This window comes from Bacteroidota bacterium, assembly GCA_016713765.1.
GTDB lineage: Bacteria > Bacteroidota > Bacteroidia > AKYH767-A > 2013-40CM-41-45 > Pollutiaquabacter > Pollutiaquabacter aromativorans.
Genome location: JADJON010000001.1, coordinates 1,719,884 through 1,742,687, shown reverse-complemented (window position 1 = coordinate 1,742,687; position 22,804 = coordinate 1,719,884). Strand labels below are relative to the sequence as shown.

Here is a 22,804-nt window from a genome sequence, read left to right as displayed (position 1 = left end):
GGGGACTAAAAAATTGCTTTTTTCGAAGGATTTCACTAAATTTCGTTTTAACAACCCTCTGCCACTAAAAGTTACATTTTATTGAAAATTCCAGCATTGTTTGATTGTCTTTGCCCAAAAGACGATTCTCTGAGCCGCCCAAGTATCGGGCACTCAACTTGCTGGCCATTTTACCTCGAAGACGATTCCGATCTTCTTCGAAACCTTAACTCTTAGCACGTAACCACACACGACGCATGAGGATACTTTTACGCTCCACACTCGTACTTCTGCTCTTCTTTTCCGGTAAAGCCTACGCCCAGAACTATAACATGGGCAATTCTTCGATTTCCACCTGTAGTGGAAATTTCTATGACAGCGGTGGCAATGGCGCCGGGGCAGGCGCGAATTACAATAACAACGAGAACTACACGATGACTTTTTGCTCGAGCACACCCGGGCAATGTGTGCGACTGACGTTTACCGCGTTCAACATCGAGTCAGGATTTGATTACCTGAGAATATACAATGGATCAACCACCGGCGCTCCCCTACTCGGCACCTATACCGGAACAACCAGCCCTGGAACCGTAACTGCAACCAGCGGTTGTTTAACACTTCAGTTTACCTCGGATGGTTCGATCAATTATGCAGGATGGGCCGCAACCGTTTCGTGCGTGACCTGCCCCGGCGGACCTTGTGGTTCGACCTGCAGTGGCGGACCTGCCCCTGCCAACGACGCATGCAGTGGAGCGCAGAACCTTGGCCTACTGCCGGTTCCGGCTTCGTGTCCCAGCGGAGTCGGCACGCCACTTTCCCTGAATACCACCAACCTGTGCGCTACGGCGGAAATGCCTTACACCTCCATGCTTGGCTGTCAGCCTACCGGCAATATGGCCAGTCCTGCCTCCGATGTCTGGTATCAATTCAGCATCACAGGACCGACGCTGAACATCAACCTTACGGGGCTACAAACACCGGAGGTTGGTTTGTATTCCGGCAGCAACTGCAACAACCTCGTACCGCGTGGTTGCGCGATTGGCGCGAGCGGAACGTTGAATACATCTTTCGGCGGACTTGCGCCCGGTACCTACTGGTTGCAAGTATCCGGTGGAAACCTCAACGATCAGTGCAATTTCAATCTTCAACTACAGAATAATTTCGACTGCGCGGGTTGCGTCATGGTCAGCAACCTGACCGTCAACCCACCACCGGTAAATGGAACTTATCAGGCTGGACAACTCGTCAATTTCTGCTACACGATATCCGACTATAATCAGACTTCCGTCAACTGGCTGCACGCCGTTATTCCTAGCTTTTCAGCCGGCTGGGACCTCAGTACCCTGACGACTACCATGCCGGCCAACTGTTCCGGTGCCGGTGCCTGGACCTGGAACAACGGCCTTGTGACCAGTTCCGCTACAGGACTTGTCGTATGACCGGGGTTCTTCTACGAATCTGCACTCGGAAGTCCTGGCGGTGTCATGGATGGTAATCCGGGGAACAACTTTGGCGATAACAATGCACTGAATACCTGCGACTGGACCTTTTGCTTTTCCATTCGGACCTTACCACCAGGACAATGTATACCCGGACTTCCACTCAACATTGCCATCGACACTTACGGTGATGGTGAAACCGGCTCCTGGACTTCCTTTGCTTGCAGCGGCGATCCGATCACGCAGTTCTTTGCACAGCTTGCGTGTTGTACGCCTCCCGTTGTCAATGATTTTCAACCTCCTTGTCCCGGCTCGACGGGTTCAGCCGTCGCTACCGGCCAGGGTGTCGCACCATGGAATTATATCTGGCGAAATGGCGGCGGCACCGTTATTCAGACGGCAAATAATATCAACGGATCAAATACGCTGAGCAATCTGTCTCCCGGTACTTATTCCGTTACCGTAACAGATGATGCCGGGTGCACCTCAACGGCAACCTTTACGATCAATAACGCGACTCCTGTCACAGCAGCGGGCAACATCACCAACCTATCCTGCAGCGGAGCAAACAATGGCGCGATTGCCGTAACACCTTCCGGCGGTACGGGGCCGTACACGTATGCCTGGAACCCGAATGTCGGCACTACTGCAAACCCTACCGGCCTGGCCGCCGGTACATACACCGTAACAGTAACAGATGCCAATGGCTGCACAGGCACACAAACATTCACCGTTACACAAGCTCCTCCGGTAACCGCTTCCATCGCTCCGACAGCCGTCAGTTGCTATAACGGAACGAATGGATCCGCGACCGTCACACCCGGTGGCGGAACCGGACCGTATACCTACAGTTGGTCTCCAACCGGCGGTTCAGGGGCTACCGCTTCGGGTCTCGCTCCGGGTTCATACGTAGTCACAGTAACGGATAGTCGGGGCTGCACAACGACCGCCTCAACGACGATCACACAACCAACGCAGATTACTGCCCAAATCAACAGCAGCACCAATGTAACCTGTAACGGCGGTAGCAACGGTACCGCCACGGCAGCAGGCAACGGAGGAACTCCCGGTTACACCTATGCCTGGGCACCTTCGGGCGGAAGCGGAGCAACAGGAACAGGACTGGCTGCCGGTAATTATACGGTCACGATCACCGACACGCGTGGTTGTACCGCTACGGCGAACATCACGATCACACAACCGCCCGTCATCACAGCTACCATTCAAAATGTAACCAACGTCACTTGCAATGGTGCTGCTGATGGTTCGGCCGGCGTGAATGCCGGTGGCGGCAACCCTGGTTATACGTATGCATGGACCCCTTCCGGTGGTAACAGTTCGACTGCCAGCGGACTCGGCGCAGGCACGTATACCGTTACGGTCACGGATGCCAGTGGTTGTACCCGCACAGCTACCGCAAACATTACACAACCGCCGGCGCTTACCGCATCGGTCACCCCGACTCCTGCCGACTGTAATGGAGCAACTGATGGAAGCGTGAGTGCAAATGCCGGAGGTGGAACGGGGCCCTATTCCTACAACTGGTTACCGGCCGGTGGAACCGCTGCTACGGCAACCGGACTTGGAGCCGGCACTTATACTGTTACCATTACAGACGCTAATGGCTGTACGCGTAGCGCGACAGGAGCAGTCACGGAACCTTCTGCGATCACCTATACCAGCAACACGACCCCGGCCACTTGTGGTGCCGCGGACGGATCGGCTACCATCACACCTGCCGGAGGAACGGGCCCGTATAGTTATTCCTGGACACCATCCGGTGGTAGCGGATCAACGGCTACCAACATTCCGGCCGGCGCCTATAATGTAACCATCACCGATGCCAATGGTTGTACTGTTACGGCTGCGGTTGGCGTCTCCAACACCAACTCCGCCACAGTCGCCATCAATGCCTCGACCGATGTTTCGTGTAACGGTGGAAGTGATGGAACAGCTACGGCGACCATATCCGGTGGAAGCGCCCCATTCACCTATGCCTGGTCTCCTTCCGGAGGAGCCGGTGCTACCGCCAACGGATTGCAGGCCGGGAACTATACGGTCACGGTCACCGATGTGAACGGATGCAGTGCAACCGCTAACATCGCTATCAATGAACCACCCTTACTCACCTCCGCTATCTCCGCGTTTGCGGATGTAGTGTGTGCCGGAGACGCCACCGGTACCGCCACTGTCCTGGCTAACGGAGGATCCCCCGGCTACAGCTATGCCTGGACTCCGGCAGGAGGCAGTGGGACTACGGCCAGCAATCTGGCCGGAGGAACGTATACTGTTACCGTCACCGACGCAGCCGGTTGCACTTCTTCCACCACGGTTTCCATTAACGAACCGACGCCGGTCACCGCCGCTGTCACTCCAACCAATATCACCTGCAACGGCGCCGCTAACGGCAGTGCAAACGCTACCCCGGGTGGCGGCACTGGCCCTTACACTTATACATGGTCGCCATCCGGCGGTAGCGGGGCTTCCGCAAGCGGACTGGGCGCAGGATCGTATACCGTTACAATTACCGATGCGGCAGGTTGTACGGCTACCGCATCCGCCAACATCGCAGAACCTGCCGCTCTGATCGCCAATCTTACACCTGCCGACGTGAGTTGCTTCGGAGCAAGTGATGGTAGTGTAGCCGCGACTATCGCGGGCGGCACTGCGCCGCTTGCCTATAGTTGGTCCCCGTCTGGGGGCAGTGGGGCTACGGCCAGCGGCCTTGGACAAGGCAGTTATACGGTAACCGTGACCGACGCGAGCGGATGTACGGTTTCCGCCACCGCTGCGATCACCGAACCTCCACAAATCAATGCACTCATCACCAATAGCACCTCTCTGCTTTGCAACGGGGATGGAAGCGGATCGGCCACCGTCTCTGCGAATGGAGGATCCGGCGCATTGTCCTATACCTGGTCCCCAACCGGCGGAAACGGAACTACTGCAAGCGGGCTGGATGCCGGCAACTACACCGTTACGGTAACCGATGCAAACGGTTGTACGATAACGGCCGCCGTCACCATCAATGAACCCCCTGTCCTCACCTCCGCGATAACTGCCTCAACGGATCTGCTTTGCAATGCGGGTGCCGATGGTTCAGCTACCGTAACGGCCAACGGCGGCACTGCTCCGTACGCTTACACTTGGTCTCCTTCAGGAGGAGCCGGTACCACCGCCACAGGATTATCGGGTGGCAATTACAGCGTGCTGGTTACAGATGGTAACGGCTGCACCAGTTCATCGAATATCACCATCAACGAACCGCCGGCCATTCAGTTAAATGTAAATGGCACGGATGCGACCTGCGGAATGCTGAATGGCTCCGCGACTGTTTCCGTCAATGGTGGTACACCGACCTACAGCTACAATTGGACACCTGTCGGCGGAACCGCCATCACCGCAACCGGCCTGGATGCCGGAAACTACACCATCGAAGTGACGGATGCCAATGGTTGCATCCAACGGGCCAATGTGTCGCTGACGAATTCACTTCCTCCGGTTACCAGTTCCTCCGTTACGAGCAATGTCAATTGCAACGGAGGCAGCAACGGTGCCGCCACGGTAAGTGTGAGCCAGGGAACTGCGCCGATCAATTATTCCTGGAGCCCTTCCGGCGGCTCCGGAAGTTCCGCGTCCAACTTGCAGGCAGGATTTTACACAGTGACCGTAACGGACGCTCTCGGCTGTACCGCTACGGAGAATCTTACCATAACCGAACCGCCACTACTCACAAGTTCAATCACCGGAGGTGATGTTGTCTGTGGCGGTCTACCGACGGGTTATGCCGCGGTTGATGCCAGCGGCGGTACACCCGGATATTCATACTCCTGGGCACCGGGAGGAGCCGCGACCGACAGTATCGCTTCCCTTACCGGCGGCAATTATACTGTCACGGTTACAGATGCAAACGGCTGTACAAGTTCGGCCGCAATTACGGTAGCCGAACCTCCAGTACTGACCACTTCGACTGCTTCCAGCGATGTCTCCTGTTTAGGTATCTCCGATGGTTCAGCTACCACCACTGCCAACGGAGGAACCGGTGCCTATACCTACAACTGGGCACCGTCCGGTGGTAGCGGCGCTGCAGCTTCAGGACTTGGCGCCGGAACGTATACGGTTACAGTTACCGACGCAAATGGCTGTACGGTCACCAATAGTGTCACGGTCGCAGAACCAACCCAACTGAACGCGGCCCTTACGACCAGCAGTATGGTGAGTTGCAACGGCGGCAATGATGCCACTGCCGCTATAACTGCGGCTGGTGGAACCGTCAACTATTCCTACAACTGGGCTCCCTCGGGCGGAACTGCCGCCAACGCGACAGGCCTTTCGGCAGGCAACTATACCGTAACCGTAACCGATGCCAATGGTTGTACTGTCACGGTGACTGTACCGATCACCGAGCCGACTCTTCTAACCAGCAACATTCCCGCCAGCACCAACATCTTGTGCAACGGTGGCAACAATGGAGATGCAACGGTCAATGCAAATGGCGGAACACCGGGTTATAGCTATTCCTGGTCGCCTGTCGGCGGAACCGGTACGCTTGCGTCCGGACTCCAGGCCGGTAATTATACCGTCACAGTTACGGATGCCAATGGTTGTACCAGTACGGCGGCCGTGACCATCACAGAACCGCCTCTCCTGACCTTCTCACCTAACCCCGTAACCGACGTTGCCTGCAACGGTGGAAACGATGGCGCCGCCAGTGTGACCATCGCCGGCGGAAGTCCGGGGTATACTTATGCCTGGAGTCCTTCCGGCGGTACCGGTGCGAATGCTACAAGTCTCACCGCTGGTAATTATACAGTCACCGCAACGGATGCCAATGGCTGCACCGTCAGCAGCACGTTCTTGATCAGCGAACCGACGCTCTTGTCACCGCTGGCAAGCAGCACCGATGCCTTATGCAGTGGCGCAAACAACGGAACTGCCAGTGTCGCTACCAATGGCGGCACTCCCGGATATACCTATTCCTGGACTCCATCAGGCGGAACGGGGGCGAACGCGACCGGGCTTGGAGCAGGTGTTTATCAGGTCGTGGTAACGGATGCAAACGGTTGTACTGCTTCCGCCACAGCCATCATCAGCGAACCGTCCGTCCTGGTTTTAAATGTCGCAGGGACCTCGGATGTGAGTTGTTTCAATGGAGCTGACGGAACCGGATCGGTGACGCCCACCGGCGGAACCGCCAACTATAGTTATGCCTGGTCACCGTCTGGTGGCACGGGAAGTTCGGCGAACGGACTTTCAGCCGGTAGTTACACGGTAACGGTCACCGATCAAAACGGATGCACCGCGCAGGTTCCGCTCACGATCAATCAACCCACGCAACTGACCGTACAAGCCAGCGCCATCGATGCACGCTGTAACGGATCCACGGATGGCAGTATCAGTGCGATTGCCAATGGAGGAACCGGACCTTATGGTTATACCTGGAGTCCTGGTGGAGCTGTTACGGCGGGTGTTAACAATGTTGGAGCCGGGAACTATTCCGTTACGATTACCGATGCCAATGGTTGTACAACTACCGGCTCAGCGACCGTTGCACAACCGGCCGCGCTTAGCGCTTCTGCCACACCTGTGGCGGTTACCTGCAATGGAGGGTCGAATGGCACGGTTACCGTGAATGTGAACGGTGGTACAACAGGTTATTCCTATTCGTGGTTCCCGGGAGGTGCCACCACGGCGAATGCATCGGGCCTTTCGGCAGGAGCCTACAGTGTCACGATCACGGATGCCAACGGCTGTACCACGACTGCAGCCGCAACGGTCACCGAACCGTTAGCGATGCAACTCTCCTTATCTTCCACTCCATCGGTTTGTGGTGGAACGAACGGTTCGGCATCTGTTTCAGTAGCCGGCGGAACCGGCCCCTACTCATATTCCTGGTCGCCCGGTGGCGGCGCCGGCAGCACGATCAACAATGTCGGTGCCGGAGCATATTCCGTGTTAGTCACGGATGCAAATGGTTGTACACAAAGTGATATCGCGAACGTTGGCAATACCGGCGGCCCGACTGTCAGCGCCAGCGTCAATCAACAAGTCAGTTGTGCAGGTGGAAATGATGGTCGTGCTACGGTTACCGTTTCGAGTGGCACGGCTCCTTATTCTTACGCCTGGTCGCCTTCCGGCGGAAACGGTGCTACCGCCAACAGCTTACCAGCGGGTAATTATAGTGTCACCGTCACGGACGCCAACGGTTGCATTTCATCGGATAACATTGTCATTACCGAACCTTCTGCGGTAGCAGCTCAGGTTAGTTCAACACCTACGCTTTGTGCCGGCTCCTCAGACGGCAGTATGACTGCCCAGGCTGCGGGCGGAACCGGCGCTTACACCTTCTCCTGGTCACCGGGTGGAGCAGTTGGCGCAACCGCAAGTGGTCTGGCAGCGGGAACATACACCGTTACTGCAACGGATGCCAATGGTTGTACTTCGAGTGCAAGCGGAACAGTTACCTCTCCGGGTGCGCTAACCGCCTCGGCTTCCTCCACTCCTACTTTGTGTAACGGCGGGAATGACGGCACCGCAACAGCTAATGTCAATGGCGGCACGGCAGGATATACTTATTCCTGGTTCCCATCCGGAGCATCCGGCGGCACGGCCGCTGGACTGAGCCCCGGCAATTATACGGTAACCGTGACAGATGCGAACGGATGCACGACCACAGCCTCAGCTACGGTCGGTCAGCCTGCTGCGATGAACCTGTCGACCAACTCCACCCCGGCACAGTGCGGCTCTTCGAATGGAAGCGCCTCGGTGAATGCATCCGGTGGTTCCGCACCCTACAATTACCTCTGGAATCCATCCGGTGCTACCACCCAAAATGCGACCGGACTTTCAGCCGGGGCCTACTCCGTCGTAGTGACCGATGCCAATGGTTGTACGCAGAGCGACGTCGCCAATGTGGGTAACATCGGCGGCCCGACGGTCAGCGCCAGCACCGTGCAACAGGTTTCCTGCAATGGTGGGTCCGATGGATCGGCAACTGTTTCCGTTTCCTCCGGTAACGCTCCATTTGCATATACCTGGGCACCAGCCGGCGGAACCCTGGCGACAGCCACCGGCTTGCCTGCCGGAAGTTATTCGGTTACCGTAATGGATGCCAATGGTTGTATCTCGACCGACAACGTGACCATTACGGAACCCTCACCGGTACAGGCTCAGGCCAGTGCGACAGCAGCATTGTGTCGCAGCACAGCAACCGGCGCGGTCAGCGCGCAAGCTGCCGGCGGAACCGGACCCTATACCTATCTCTGGATGCCGGGCAGTATTGCGGGCGCCTCCGCTTCCAATCTGAATGCAGGAACTTATACGGTTACAGTATCCGACCAAAACGGCTGTACGTCAACTGCCACTGCTTCTGTCACTCAGCCGACCGCCGTCACCGCTTCGACCTCGACACAAGCCACACAATGTAACGGCAGCGCCGATGGTAGCGCCACGGTTTCCGCGAATGGCGGGACACCGGGCTACACGTATAGCTGGTTCCCGACAGGCGGCAACAATAGTACGACGATTGGCGTCGCTGCAGGAACCTATACCGTAACCGTAACCGATGATAACGGTTGTTCCATCACGTCAACCGCCGTCGTTGGCCAACCGGCCGCGATCAATGTCAGCACTTCTTCAACTCCGGCATCCTGCGGATCGGCTAACGGATCGGCAACTGCCAGCGTAAGCGGCGGCGCTGGCTCTTATTCTTACGCCTGGAGCCCTGGCGGTGCAACCGGAGCAAATGCAAGCGGACTTGTAGCAGGCAGCTACACCGTCATCGTCACCGACGCCAACGGGTGTACCCAGACTGCGAATGCCAGCGTTTCCAATATCGGCGGCCCGACCATTGCAACTGCTGTTGTGCAACAAGTCTCCTGCTTCGGCGGAAACGACGGTAGCGCGACCGTGAATGTCAGCACCGGCACAGCGCCATTCAGCTTTGCATGGTCCCCTGCCGGGGGTTCGGGCGCAACTGCAACGGGACTTTCTGCCGGCAATTTCAGTGTTACCGTAACGGATGCGAATGGTTGCATTTCCAATGACCAGGTAACGATCACCGAACCGACCGCCCTAGCGCTGCAGACTACAACGCAACCCACCTTATGCTTCGGATCGCCATCCGGATCAGCGGATGTCGTAGTTGCCGGTGGAACCGGACCCTATAGTTATGCCTGGGCTCCAGGTGGTGCTTCCTCCGCTTCCGCCATCAATCTCAGCGCCGGAAATTATACAGTGACCATTACCGATGCCAACGGCTGTACCGCTGGCGCGAGTGCTACGGTTGCTCAACCCGTGGCCCTGGCGGCTAATGCGACCGCCACCGCTACCGATTGCAATGGCGGAAGCGATGGAACAGCCAGCGTAAGCGTAAGCGGTGGGACCGCAGGATATTCCTACGCCTGGTTCCCTTCGGGTTCTTCGGGCAGTACCGCCACCGGACTATCGGCCGGCAACTATACGGTGACGGTAACCGATGCAAACGGTTGCACGACCTCCGCAACGGCCACTGTTACACAACCCGTCGCCATTCAACTGACCACCTCTTCCACGCCTTCGGCCTGCAGCGCTTCGAATGGCTCTGCAACAGTGAATGTCAACGGAGGATCTGCCCCTTACACCTATAGCTGGTCGTCGGGTGGTTCCGTAAATGCGACTGCCAACAATTTACCTGCAGGTTCCTATACGGTAATTGTGACGGATGCCAATGGTTGCACCAACTCCGCCTCCGCCGTTGTGGCCAACCAGGGAGGTCCGACCGTTTCGCTCGCCGCCACCTCGAATGTGAGTTGCAACGGAGCATCCGATGGAAGTGCCAGCATCAATGTGAATGGCGGAACAGGACCATTCACCTACCAGTGGTCACCCTATGGCGGCAACTCGACGAGTGCCAGCGGGTTGGGCGGTGGCAATTATGTAGTCAGCGTAACGGATGCGAATGGTTGTCTCAATTTCGTGAACGTTTCAATTCAGGAACCGGATGCCATCCAACTTCAGACCAATTCAACTCCTACCACTTGCGGAGGATCAAACGGGACAGCCAGTGTATTGGCTGCAGGCGGCACGGGCTCGTTCACTTATGCGTGGACACCGGGCTCCGGCAACAACGCCAACCTTACCAACCTCGCGTCCGGCAACTACTCCGTGGTTGTAACCGATGGAAACGGCTGCACCCAGTCTGCGAACGTGACGGTCAGCAGCATTGGCGGCGCCACGGCCACCTTGCAATCATACACCGACGTAAGTTGTAATGGCGGTGCCAACGGTAGTGCAACGATCAGCGCAACGGGCGGGACAGCACCGTATACCTATTCCTGGTCTCCCACAGGCGGGACCCTGGCTTCAGCAAGCGGTCTTGCCGCCGGAAGCTACCAGGTCCAAATCACCGACGCAACAGGATGTGTATCCACCGTTCAAGTGTTGATCGAAGAACCTGATCCGATCAGCATACTGACCAGTTCAACACCGGCCTCTTGTAATGGCGGAACGGATGGCAGCGCAACCGTCGCACCATCGGGTGGAACGCCACCGTGGCAATATCAATGGTCGCCGGGCGGAGCGTCCACTCCTACTGCCGGAGGACTTGCCGCCGGCCTCTATACCGTTGTGATTACCGATGCCGGCGGATGCAATGAGAGTGAAAGCGTTGCTGTCAACTCCAATACCTCGATGGTGCTTACGCCGACTTCAACAAACGTCGGTTGTAACGGTATGGCAAACGGCTCGGCCGCGGTAAGCGTTAGTGGCGGAGCCGCTCCCTATTCGTATTCCTGGTTGCCTGCCGTTGGTTCAGGCGCGACAGCCAGCGGACTGAGCGGGGGCAATTACACCGTTACCGTATCGGATGCCAATGGTTGTGTGAACCTCAACCAATTTGAAATCGAAGAACCAGCTCCTCTGCTGGCTGCTCTACCGGCTGATCAGGCGCTGTGTCCTGGCTTTGTTTTGGTGTTGGCGACTTCCGTTTCCGGAGGTACCCAACCGTACGCTTATCTCTGGACCGATGGCAGCACGGACTCTTCACAAACCGTTTCGCCCGTCGGTACCACGCAATACGGCGTTACGGTCACCGATGCGAACGGATGCTCCTCTGGACCCTTGTCGGTCACCATCAGTGTCCCCGACCCGCTGACGGTGGTAGCAACCGGAGATGCCACCTTATGCGATGGCAGCGCAACCACCATCGGATCACAGGCTAGCGGTGGTGCGGGAACCTATACGTATAGTTGGAATAGCGGTCAGATTTTGACCCCCGGCAGTACAGTTTACCCAGCTCAGGACACCACCTTCACCGTTACCGTAACCGATGCCTGTGGCACTACGGCTACCGATCAGGTTACCGTGCTGGTCAGACCGGCTCCCGAAGTCGCTTTCACCCCTCAGGAAATTGCGGGTTGCAGCCCGGTGGTGGTAAACTTCCTGGATGGATCCACGACCCCTGCAGGATCAACCTATGCCTGGAACCTGGGCGATGGATCCACGAGCAGCGAAACGTCACCGATTCATACCTATACCGAACCAGGAACCTACAGCGTAAGTCTGCTGATAGAAACACCGGATGGTTGTATCGATTATCTGAACGTCAGTAATCTGGTCACCGTGCATCCCTATCCGGTAGCCGGCTTCTCCGCCTCCGCTGATACGGTATCACTCGTGAATGCCAACGTATCGTTCGAGAACACCAGTAGCGGAGCAAGCTGGTACGCCTGGGATTTCGGCGACGGGTCACCGGTTGAACACGGATCATCGGCGGCGCACAATTACGCGGACACCGGCACCTATCAGATCCAACTGATCGTCATGAATCCGGCCGGTTGCCTGGACACCATTTTCGGCACCATCCGGGTAGAACAGGATTTCGCGATCTATATTCCGAACGCCTTCACGCCGAATAAAGATGGTGTGAACGACGGCTTCCTGCCACTGGGTGTAGGATGGACAGATTTCGAAATGTGGATCATGGACCGCTGGGGGCTGGTCATCTACCATTCCACCAGTCCGGAAACACCCTGGAACGGTTCTTACCAAAACAACGAACAGCCTTGCCAGCAGGATGTATATGAATACATCGTCAGTGTGAAGGACTTCCGGGGTAAAGGACACCGCTACGTTGGGCATGTAACCCTGGTGCGCTGATAGCGGAACACATAAATAAAAATGGCTGCCGGTGGGCAGCCATTTTTATTTAAGGTAATCCGGTCGGGAATCAGTTGCCGAGTTCCGAGAGAAACTTGATACGCATCAAACGGATATCGTTGATGGAATAATCATTTTCACCGAGTTCCCGCAGCGCTTCTTCGGCGGAGTCGGAATCAGCCGACTTGAAGTATTCGAACACTTCAGCCTGGCGGTCAATGTCGACGACCTCGTTGATGTAATAATTGATGTCGATCCGGGTTCCCGAAGAGACGATCGTTTCAAGCTCAGTCAACAGGTTTTCCAGGGTCATGCCCTTAGCCGTTGCCATATCATTGAGTGAAATCTTCCGGTCGATGTTTTGGATCAGGTAGACTTTCAAGCCCGACTTGTTCACAATCGATTTGACCACGAGATCCATTGGACGATCGATCTCATTCTCCTCCACATACTTCTTGATCAGTTCGACGAATGGCTTCCCGAATTTGGTCGCCTTCCCTGCTCCGACGCCGGAAATGTTCTTCAGTTCATCCATGGTGATCGGATACTGAATGGCCATTTCCTCCAGCGAAGGGTCCTGAAAGACCACAAAGGGCGGAACGCTTTTCTGCTTGGCAATCTGCTTGCGCAGGTCTTTTAATTGCGCGAACAGGACCGGGTCGGCAGCGGCAGCATTACTTCCGCTGAACTCCTCTTCCTCATCACTTTCCGTGTTGCTGTAGTCCTTGTCTTCGACCACCATGATCTTGACAGGCTTCTTGAGAAAGGCCTTGCCCTTATCCGTCAACCGAAGCGTTCCGTAGGTCTCAATATCCTTCGACAACAGCCCGGCCAGCAACGATTGCCGGATGATGGCTGTCCAGAACCTCGGCTCATGGTCCGACCCCTCGCCGAATATCTCGAGCTGGTCGTGCCCGTGGAGCTTCACATTGTTCTCCGCTTTTCCACAAACAACATTCACGATGTGCTCCATCGGGAATTTCTCCTTCACCGCCTGAACGGTCTCAAGCACAGTGCTTACTTCTTCCTTACCGTCGAAGCTTTTCTTCGGGTGGAGGCAGTTATCACAATTGCCGCAATTCTCCTCGACATATTGTTCGCCGAAATAATTGAGCAACACTTTTCTTCTGCAAACGGACGTTTCCGCATAGCCGACGGTTTCAAGCAGCAACTGTTTACCCACTTCCTGCTCGGCCACCGGTTTTCCCTTCATGAACTTCTCCAGCTTCTCGATATCCTTGTAACTGTAGAAGGTAACGCATTTCCCTTCGCGACCATCCCTGCCGGAACGTCCGGTCTCCTGGTAATACCCTTCCAGGCTCTTGGGTATATCGTGGTGGATGACAAAACGGACGTCCGGTTTATCGATACCCATTCCAAAGGCGATCGTAGCCACGATGACCTCTATTTCTTCCATGAGGAATTTATCCTGGGTATCGGCACGAACGCCGGCGTCGAGGCCGGCATGATACGGTAATGCACGAATGCCATTGACGGAAAGCGTGGACGCTACCTCTTCCACTTTCTTCCTGCTAAGACAATAGATGATTCCGGATTTGCCGGTGTTCTGCTTTACGAATTTGATGATCTCTTTGATGACGTCAACCTTCGGGCGAACCTCATAGTACAGGTTTCCGCGATTGAAGGACGCTTTATAGACCGTCGCATCGGTCATACCCAGGTTCTTTTGAATGTCCAATTGGACCTTGGGCGTTGCCGTGGCTGTAAGAGCAATGATGGGAACTTTACCGATCGCGTCAATAATCGGGCGAAGCCGGCGGTATTCGGGTCGGAAGTCATGCCCCCATTCCGAAATACAGTGCGCCTCATCGATCGCGAAAAACGAGATGGGTACACTGCGCAGGAACTCTACGTTTTCCTCTTTTGTCAGTGATTCCGGGGCAACGTACAGGAGCTTGGTTCGACCCTCCTTGATGTCCTTGCGGACCGTCGCGATCTCTGATTTATTAAGTGAGGAGTTCAGAAAATGCGCGATCCCCTCTTCGTTACTGAATCCCCGCATGGCATCGACCTGGTTCTTCATCAGGGCGATGAGGGGTGAAACGACAATCGCAGTTCCCTCCATGATCATGGAAGGAAGCTGATAGCACATGGATTTCCCACCACCTGTCGGCATGATGACGAAGGTGTCCTTCCCCGACAGCACATTTCGAATGATGCTCTCCTGTTCCCCCTTAAATTTGTCAAAACCGAAGTACTTTCTGAGGTAAGTCTTCAACGGTTTTTCCGCCACTAGCATTATAGTATTCTGTTTTTCAGCTTTTTACAAAACAATTACGCGTGAGCAAGGCATCACGCGTTCCTGCTTTAAAATTAAATAATTTTGTCCCAATAAACGGCTATTCCCGCGCGATATTTTTAAGCTAGATCATTGAAAAATCAATCCAACATCCGCAAACTGGCCGTAAGGACGCTCCAAATCGAAGCCGGAGCTGTGGCCAATCTCACGCAACACATTGACGATCAGTTTGTGGCCTGCGTTGAGGCAATTCTAAAAAGCAAAGGACGCGTGATTGTCAGCGGTATCGGCAAGAGTGCGATTATCGCTCAAAAGATCGTCGCGACGCTTAATTCGACCGGAACACCTTCCATTTTCATGCATGCCGCCGACGCTATCCACGGCGACCTTGGCATCATTCAAAAGCACGATGTGATCATCTGCATCTCCAAAAGTGGTGATACTCCTGAGATCAAAGTGCTGGTGCCCTTGCTCCGTTCCTGGGGAAACATCCTGATCGGGATGGTCGGTAATCCCGAATCGTACCTGGCCAAACAGGCCGACCTCGTCCTGAATACCTATGTGGCCAAGGAGGCCTGTCCTAACAACCTGGCTCCAACCAGCAGTTCCACCGCGCAGATGGCTATGGGGGACGCGCTGGCAGTCTGTCTGCTCGAGCAACGGGGCTTCACCAGCCGCGACTTTGCCAAATACCATCCCGGAGGCGCCTTGGGGAAAAAGCTTTACCTGAAAGTCAAGGACATATTCCCCGGCAATGCGAAACCCGCCGTTTCCTCCAATACGGACATCAAGGATGTGATTCTCGAGATCTCATCGAACCGTTTAGGCGCGACGGCTGTGCTTGAAAAGGGCAAATTGGTTGGGGTGATAACGGACGGCGACCTTCGCCGGATGCTCATCAACCGAAAATCCATTGAAGGCATCAAGGCCCGCGATGTGATGAATACGAATCCCAAGCAAGTTGCCAAGGACACCATGGCAGTGGACGCGCTCAACCTGATGAAGCAGTACAATATTTCACAACTGTTGGTGACCGATAAGGGTCGATTCGCGGGCTTCGTGCACCTGCATGATCTCGTCAAGGAAGGCATCCTGTGATAACACAGTCCTCCGGGCGATTTGAATTCACTGGCTATCTTTGACCCTTCATGGCTCTTTTCGATCGCAGTAACATCAATCCGCAGGCGGAGATGTCTTTTCTCGGGCATCTGGAGGCCTTACGCTGGCACCTGGTACGCGCGGTCGGTGTCGTCATGGTGCTGGCGCTGACCTGGTTTTTCCTGAAGGAGCTCCTCTTTGACGGAATACTGCTTGCCCCCAAGAACCCTCAGTTCCTTACCTACCGTGTCCTGTGCCATCTGTCAGACCGTTTGCAGTTGGGGGAAGATCTGTGCATCCGCGAGATCCCCTTCCGGCTGATCGCAACCGATATTTCTTCGCAGTTCACGACCCATATGTGGGTCGCTTTCGTGGCGGGCCTGGTCACGGGCTTTCCCTATGTGGTATGGGAACTCTGGCGCTTCATCAAACCCGCGCTGCATGAGAAGGAAAGACGGTACGCCAACGGGATCGTGTTTTACACCTCCTTTCTCTTCATTACAGGTGTATTGTTCGGCTATTACATCATCACGCCGATGACTGTCAATTTTCTGGGTAATTACCAGGTCAGTACGGAAGTCCAGAATATGATCAGCCTCGACTCGTTCATTTCCACCGTAACCACGATGACCCTGATTACCGGCATCGTGTTCGAACTCCCGATCGTGGTCTATTTCCTTTCCAAGGTGGGCATCCTGAGTCCTAAATTCATGCGCGACTACCGGAAACATGCCATCGTGGTGATCCTGATCCTGTCGGCCGTGATCACGCCAACCTCGGACGCCACGACGCTGATCATGGTCGCCATCCCCCTCTACATCCTTTACGAAGTTTCCATCTTCGTCAGCGCCTACGTGGTTCGGGGCAAACAAGCTGTTCAGTAAAACACCATGAAAGACCAGGTCCAGGAATTCAACGCGTACCGAAGCCGGATGAACGAGCGCATCCTTTCGCAGGATAATCTTGTTCTGAAACGGCTGTTCAACCTTGACACGAACACCTACGCCGAAGGTGCCTTATCTGTAAAGACCAAGGAATTGCTCGGTCTCGTTGCCAGCATGGTGCTCCGCTGTGACGACTGCATTCGCTATCACCTTGGCCGCTGTCATGAAGAGGGAGTAACAACGGAGGAACTCTTTGAAACCTTTGCTGTCGCCAATATTGTCGGCGGCACCATTGTCATTCCGCATTTACGCCGGGCTGTTGAATACTGGGACCAACTGCAATCAGCCTGATCCTTTTCAACACGTATTTTTCGGGCATGATTCCCACTTTTCCGGGCTTACGATCGATTGTACGGCTGCTGCTCTCCCAGTTTTTGATCCTGGGGAGCATTCCTTCCACCGCGCAAATCACCCGCGTCAACGGACGGGTCTATGACCCGCTCACGAACGAACCCATTCCTTTTGCCAGCATCCTCTTCGTCGGGACAACCGTAGGTAAGAATGCCGACCTCGACGGCAACTTCTCGATCGAGACCACGCAGCCGGTAGACAGCATTCGAGCCACTTTCGTAGGCTATCTGCCCGCTACGATCCATGTGAAGCGAGGCCAGACCCAGAAGATCGATTTCGCGCTACGGGCCAACAAGTTCGACCTTCCGGAAGTCACCATCGTCGCCGGAGAGAATCCCGCCATCATCCTGCTTCGAAAGGTCATCGACAACAAGCCCAAGAACGACCCCGACCGTTTTTCCGCGCTACAGTATGAAACGTACAACAAGCTGGAATTCGACATCAACAATATCACTGACAAATTCAAACGTCGCAGGCTGTTCAAACCCTTCTCATTCGTGTTCGACAACATCGACACGACCTCAACCAACAAGAAGCCCTATTTACCCGTCTTCCTGACCGAATCGGTCTCCGATGTGTATCAGCGCAAGAATCCGAAACTGAAAAAGGAGATCATTCGTGCCAGCAAGATTTCCGGGGTGGAGAACGCAACGGTCTCCCAGTACCTGGGCGACCTCTACGCCAAGATCAATGTGTACGACGCGTACCTCTACCTTTTTGGAAAAGGATTCGTCAGCCCCATCAGCGGGATTTCCCAGCTTTATTACAAGTACATGCTGGTCGACAGCGCCTACCTGGACAACAAGTGGTGTTACAAGATCACTTTTCATCCCCGGCGAAAGCAGGAACTAACGTTCAACGGTGAATTCTGGGTGCATGATACCACCTTTGCCATCCGGAAGCTGAACATGCGCATCAGCGGGGACGCGAACATCAACTTCATCGAGGACCTGGCAATCGTTCACGACTACACCTTTGTCGCCGACCAGACCTGGTTGTTGGCAAAGGAAGTCCTCGTAGTCAACCTGGCGCCAACGGAAACCAAATCAAAAGAAACCACCGGCTTCATCGGACGTAAGACCACCTTTTACCGGAATTTCAAGCTGAATGACCCGCAACCGGAGAGTTTCTTTGCCGAAGGACACGAGGTGATCGTAAAGGATGACGCGTACAAGCAAAGCGCCGCCTTTTGGGATTCCACCCGAGGGGAAAGCCTGAGTGAAAGCGAACGGAAGATCTACGCGATGATCGATACAATCAAAACGATCCCGGCTTACAAACGCTGGGCAGACCTTGTTCGCGTAGCCGCCACCGGATACAAGGAAGTCGGGCTCTTCGAGATCGGCCCTATCTACAAATTCATTTCCTCCAATCCGATCGAAGGGTTTCGCCTCCGCTTCGGCGGCCAGACCAGCAATAAATTCAGCACCCGCCTCGTGTTGAGCGGATATTCCGCTTACGGCTTCAAGGACGAACGATTCAAATACGGCGGCACCTTGCGGTACTTCACCTCCAAGGACCCTCGCCAGTACTTCGGCGTGGAATACACGAAGGATGTTGAACAGCTCGGCGTGAGCGCCAACGCGTTTGCAAACGACAACGTCTTCGCGACACTGCTCAGAAGGCAGCAAGCTTTACTGCTGAACGATGTCGAAATGGAAAAAGTCTATTTCGAACACGAATGGAAACCCGGCTTCTCCAACCGCGTCAGCATCACCCATACCGAATACGCTCCGCTGGGCAAACTCAACTTCACTTACTTCGCCAATGACGCGAAGACGGACAGCAGCAGCCGGATCAACAACACCGACCTTTCCTTCTACATCCGCTTCGCCAACCACGAACGTTTCGTATCGGGGGAAGTGGACCGCATCTCCCTTGGCACCAACTGGCCGATCTTTCACTTGCAGTATCAGACCGGACTCAAGGACTTCCTGGAAAGCGATTTCACTTACCACAAGCTTCGGTTCAAAGTAGAAGACTATCTGTATCCCGGAAACTTCGGCACCTTCTACTTCACCGCTGAAGCCGGAAAGATCTGGGGCACCCTGCCCTATCCGCTCCTGTACATTCATCCCGGAAACAATTCATTCGTGTACGACCGGTCCGCATTTAACCTGATGAACTTCTACGAGTTCGTCAGCGATGAATACATCAGCTTCAAGGCCGAGCACAACTTCGGCGGCTTCTTCCTCGACCGAATTCCGGCATTGCGTAAACTGAAATGGCGGGAGATGGCAACCTTCAGCGCAGTCACCGGAAAAGTTTCGGACAGAAACCGGGACATTCTTTCGCGTCCTGACGCCTTTTATTCGCTGGGGAAACCCTACATCGAAGCCGGAGTCGGCATCTCGAACATCTTCCGCATCCTGCGCATCGACAACATCTGGCGTCTTTCTTACCTGGACCATCCCGACATTGCCAAGGTCGCGATCCTGGGTACCATTCACATCAGCTTTTGAGGTTGGGCATCCGCAACGGATTCCCCATCTTTGCGACTGTCCAGCATGATCCTACGCGCCGACCAACTCATCAAGCGGTATAAACAACGCACTGTCGTTGACCGCGTTTCCATTCAGGTCGAACAGGGCGAAATCGTCGGTTTGCTCGGGCCCAATGGCGCCGGGAAAACGACTACTTTTTACATGACAGTTGGTCTGATCCAGCCCAACGAAGGGCGGATCTTCCTGGATCAGACGGAGATCACCGGCTTGCCCATGTACCGGCGCGCCCAACTGGGTATCGGCTACCTGGCTCAGGAAGCCTCCGTTTTCCGGAAACTGAGTGTGGAGGACAACATCAAAGCCGTGCTCGAAATGACCCGGCTGAGCAAGGAAGAACAATCCAGAAAGCTTGAATCCCTGCTCGACGAATTCGGGCTGCAGCGTATCCGCGGGAACCGAGGCGATCTGTTATCGGGTGGCGAGCGGCGCCGAACCGAGATCGCACGCGCCCTGGCGGTCGACCCGAAATTCATCCTGCTCGATGAACCCTTCGCTGGCGTGGACCCGATCGCCGTGGAAGACATCCAGGGAATCGTCGCTCACCTGAAAGACCGGAACATCGGCGTGTTGATCACGGACCACAACGTTCACGAAACACTTTCGATCACCGATCGGGCTTACCTCTTGTTTGAGGGAAGAATTCTAAAAGCAGGTACAGCGGAAGAACTGGCAGCCGACGAACAGGTCCGCCGGGTTTACCTCGGTCAGAATTTTGTCCTGCGAAAATAGGTAACGGCTATTTCGGCAGCATGCCGTTTATCACTTCGCCTCGTTGAGGACGAAATGAAAACTCTCCATGATCGGATTCGCCAGCAGTTTTTTACACGCCTCTTCCACCTGCTGATTGGCCGCTTCGCGGGAATCCGCATCGATCTCCAGCGAAATGTGTTTGCCGACGCGCACATTCTCCATGGTCGCGTAGCCCATATTTTGAAGGCCGTGCGTCACCGCTTTTCCCTGCGGATCCAATAAGGCTTTCAATGGCATAACGTCGATTTCGGCAATAAACTTCATGGTGCGGTGCGTTGTGTGAGGTTTCGTACGAGCGACAAAAGTACGTATGTGGCGACGATCATGGGCAATGCCGCGAAGGAAAAAAAGAGGGCCAGCGGCAAAGCGATCAGGATCAGGATGTACGGATATTCATTTCCCTTCCAGCCAAAATGCTTGAACTTGAGTGAGAACAGCGGCAACTCAGCAACCAGGAGTCCGGCAGACAGGATGGACAACAGAAGAATGACCCAATGGGATCGCAGGAACTCGTACTGGCCGGGATACCAGGTCAGGATGATCGGAAGCGAAATGATCCAAAGTGTATTGGCCGGAGTCGGGAGCCCGATGAAGGAAGTCGATTGCCGGGTATCGATGTTGAATTTCGCCAGGCGGAGACCGGAGAAGACGGTTACGACGAACGGTAGAAACTGAATCACACGACGGAGGTCAGGATCAGGGAAAGCCAGGGCAAGGTCGGAGGCTTGCAGGAGTTGAAAGAGGATCGCTCCCGGGACGAACCCGAAGGTCACCATATCGGCCAGGGAGTCCAGTTCCCTTCCGAAGGGTCCGCTAACACCGAGTTTTCGCGCCAGAAAACCATCGAAGAGATCAAATACGGCCGCAAGCAGGACGACATAACCCACCCACTCTACCTTGCCTCGGAAAACCAATACGGAGGCGATGCAACCACAAAAAAGGTTGAGGGAAGTCAGGAGGTTGGGCAAGTGCTTTTTCAAGGGACAAAGCCGGCGGGGCGTGTAAAAGTAATGATTGAATAAAAAGGGATAAATCCATGCGGCCATCTTACAGTTTTAATGTGTCAGATTGTCGAAGGAATTCCGTCAACCCCTTTGTTGGAAACCCGGTATAACAGTATTGATAAATGCTTGAAATCTTCCAAAAAACCGACTTCATCTGCTTGCATAAATCGTAACTTTACTATAGGTAACCTGTTGATTATCTATAATAAAACCTTACCAAAAGGCGTTTTGCCCGGATGAACTTGCTCCGCTCCATGAATCGTACGCTTCTGACCGCTTATTGCCTGCTTGGCCTCTTCGGGATAGTCAATTCCCAGACTCCGAAGTACAGTAATGAATTCCTGTCCATCGGCGTAGGTGCACGGCCCATGGGCATGTCCGGTGCCGTGGCTGCCAGCACCGACGACGCCACCTCGGCTGCATGGAATCCGGCCGGCCTGAACGGGATCGGCAGCGACATTCAGATCGCGGCCATGCACGCCGAGCTCTTCGCGGGTATTTCAAAATTCGATTACGGCACTGTCGCTACACGCATCGACACGAATCGAGTCATTGGCTTTTCCGTGATCCGATTCGGAACGGATGACATCCCCAACACCCTGGACCTCATGGATGCATCCGGTGTGATCGATTATTCCAAATTGAAATCCTTCTCGATCGCCGACTACGCGTTTCTATTCAGTTATGCCAAGACCTCCAGGATCGAAGGGCTCCGTTACGGCGGTAGCGCGAAGATCATCCACCGTAAGGCAGGAGATTTCGGAAAAGCATGGGGCTTCGGTATCGACCTCGGTGCGCAATACCTGAAAGGCAATTGGCAGTTCGGTTTGATGGCCAAAGACATCACGAGCACCTACAACGCCTGGAGTTACAACACCGAGTTGTTCGAAGAAGCCTTCAGTGCAACCGGAAACGAGATTCCGAAGAATTCCACAGAGATCACCCTGCCCAAATTGATCTACGGCGCCGGTTACCGGAAAGATATTACGGCCAAGATCAGTTTGCTGGCGGAAATCAATGCCGACATGACCTTTGACGGACAGCGGAACACGCTCATCAGTTCCAAACCCATCAGTGTTGATCCGCACATGGGACTGGAAGTCGGTTACAACCGTTTCATCTTCCTGCGCGCGGGTCTGTTGAATATTCAGAAGGTAAAGAATTTCGATAAGACCGAAACGACCATCGTACAACCCAACCTCGGACTCGGTGTGAAACTGGGCCGACTTGCACTCGACTACGCCCTGGCCAACATCGGCGGTAACGAAACCCCATACTCGAACATCTTCTCGCTTCGACTCGACGTCAACAAGCGACCCAAATAAGTTCCTTCCAACGG

11 protein-coding genes are annotated in these 22,804 nt (G+C 54.9%); 8 read left to right on the top strand and 3 right to left on the bottom strand.

Features of this window, described 5'->3' with window-relative positions; all coding sequences use genetic code 11:
* The first annotated feature begins 236 nt into the window (after positions 1 to 236).
* Together IPJ96_06505 and IPJ96_06500 are read left to right on the top strand one after the other, a co-directional pair.
* On the top strand, positions 237 to 1,418 hold the full coding sequence (locus IPJ96_06505) for a CUB domain-containing protein (GenBank protein ID MBK7910003.1): 1,182 nt from the start codon (positions 237 to 239) through the stop codon (positions 1,416 to 1,418).
* Between the two features lie 45 nt (positions 1,419 to 1,463).
* Positions 1,464 to 12,554, top strand: a complete 11,091-nt coding sequence (locus IPJ96_06500) for a gliding motility-associated C-terminal domain-containing protein (protein ID MBK7910002.1) — start codon at positions 1,464 to 1,466, stop codon at positions 12,552 to 12,554.
* Positions 12,555 to 12,624: 70 nt separating this feature from the next.
* Here IPJ96_06500 and recQ read toward each other — a convergent pair whose 3' ends face one another.
* On the bottom strand, positions 12,625 to 14,814 hold the full coding sequence (recQ, locus tag IPJ96_06495; GenBank protein ID MBK7910001.1) for a DNA helicase RecQ: 2,190 nt from the start codon (positions 14,812 to 14,814) through the stop codon (positions 12,625 to 12,627).
* A gap of 132 nt (positions 14,815 to 14,946) precedes the next feature.
* Between recQ and IPJ96_06490 the strand changes: the two genes are divergently transcribed.
* From IPJ96_06490 to lptB, 5 genes are read left to right on the top strand one after another with little or no spacing between them, the layout of a single operon-like run.
* Entirely contained in the window at positions 14,947 to 15,912 is a 966-nt protein-coding gene (locus IPJ96_06490; GenBank protein MBK7910000.1) for a KpsF/GutQ family sugar-phosphate isomerase, read from the top strand.
* A 50-nt stretch (positions 15,913 to 15,962) separates the two neighbouring features.
* Positions 15,963 to 16,796, top strand: coding sequence for a twin-arginine translocase subunit TatC (tatC, locus tag IPJ96_06485; GenBank protein ID MBK7909999.1), 834 nt, complete (start codon positions 15,963 to 15,965; stop codon positions 16,794 to 16,796).
* A gap of 6 nt (positions 16,797 to 16,802) precedes the next feature.
* The gene (locus IPJ96_06480) at positions 16,803 to 17,147 is read left to right on the top strand and encodes a carboxymuconolactone decarboxylase family protein (GenBank protein ID MBK7909998.1); all 345 of its coding nucleotides are present in this window, start codon (positions 16,803 to 16,805) and stop codon (positions 17,145 to 17,147) included.
* Positions 17,148 to 17,173: 26 nt separating this feature from the next.
* Entirely contained in the window at positions 17,174 to 19,669 is a 2,496-nt protein-coding gene (locus tag IPJ96_06475) for a carboxypeptidase-like regulatory domain-containing protein (protein ID MBK7909997.1), read from the top strand.
* Positions 19,670 to 19,714: 45 nt separating this feature from the next.
* A complete protein-coding gene (gene lptB / locus IPJ96_06470; GenBank protein MBK7909996.1) occupies positions 19,715 to 20,440 on the top strand; it encodes an LPS export ABC transporter ATP-binding protein in 726 nt (241 codons plus the stop codon).
* A 30-nt stretch (positions 20,441 to 20,470) separates the two neighbouring features.
* Here lptB and purS read toward each other — a convergent pair whose 3' ends face one another.
* Positions 20,471 to 20,725, bottom strand: coding sequence for a phosphoribosylformylglycinamidine synthase subunit PurS (purS, locus tag IPJ96_06465; protein ID MBK7909995.1), 255 nt, complete (start codon positions 20,723 to 20,725; stop codon positions 20,471 to 20,473).
* Entirely contained in the window at positions 20,722 to 21,507 is a 786-nt protein-coding gene (locus tag IPJ96_06460; GenBank protein ID MBK7909994.1) for a CDP-alcohol phosphatidyltransferase family protein, read from the bottom strand. The genes purS and IPJ96_06460 overlap by 4 nt, the downstream gene beginning before the upstream one ends.
* A 212-nt stretch (positions 21,508 to 21,719) precedes the next feature.
* On the opposite strand from IPJ96_06460, the gene IPJ96_06455 reads away from it, so the two are divergent.
* Positions 21,720 to 22,790 carry a PorV/PorQ family protein gene (locus IPJ96_06455; GenBank protein ID MBK7909993.1) on the top strand — a complete coding sequence of 357 codons (1,071 nt, stop codon included), beginning with the start codon at positions 21,720 to 21,722 and terminating at the stop codon, positions 22,788 to 22,790.
* Positions 22,791 to 22,804 lie beyond the last annotated feature (14 nt).

Excerpts from the sequence above, each read along its gene's own strand:
- purS (MBK7909995.1), bottom strand. The coding sequence starts at position 20,725 with ATGAAGTTTATTGCCGAAATCGACGTTATGCCATTGAAAGCCTTATTG.
- tatC (MBK7909999.1), top strand. The coding sequence starts at position 15,963 with ATGGCTCTTTTCGATCGCAGTAACATCAATCCGCAGGCGGAGATGTCT.
- IPJ96_06475 (MBK7909997.1), top strand. The coding sequence starts at position 17,174 with ATGATTCCCACTTTTCCGGGCTTACGATCGATTGTACGGCTGCTGCTC.
- IPJ96_06455 (MBK7909993.1), top strand. The coding sequence starts at position 21,720 with ATGAATCGTACGCTTCTGACCGCTTATTGCCTGCTTGGCCTCTTCGGG.
- recQ (MBK7910001.1), bottom strand. The coding sequence starts at position 14,814 with ATGCTAGTGGCGGAAAAACCGTTGAAGACTTACCTCAGAAAGTACTTC.
- IPJ96_06480 (MBK7909998.1), top strand. The coding sequence starts at position 16,803 with ATGAAAGACCAGGTCCAGGAATTCAACGCGTACCGAAGCCGGATGAAC.
- IPJ96_06500 (MBK7910002.1), top strand. The coding sequence starts at position 1,464 with ATGGATGGTAATCCGGGGAACAACTTTGGCGATAACAATGCACTGAAT.
- IPJ96_06505 (MBK7910003.1), top strand. The coding sequence starts at position 237 with ATGAGGATACTTTTACGCTCCACACTCGTACTTCTGCTCTTCTTTTCC.
- lptB (MBK7909996.1), top strand. The coding sequence starts at position 19,715 with ATGATCCTACGCGCCGACCAACTCATCAAGCGGTATAAACAACGCACT.
- IPJ96_06460 (MBK7909994.1), bottom strand. The coding sequence starts at position 21,507 with ATGGCCGCATGGATTTATCCCTTTTTATTCAATCATTACTTTTACACG.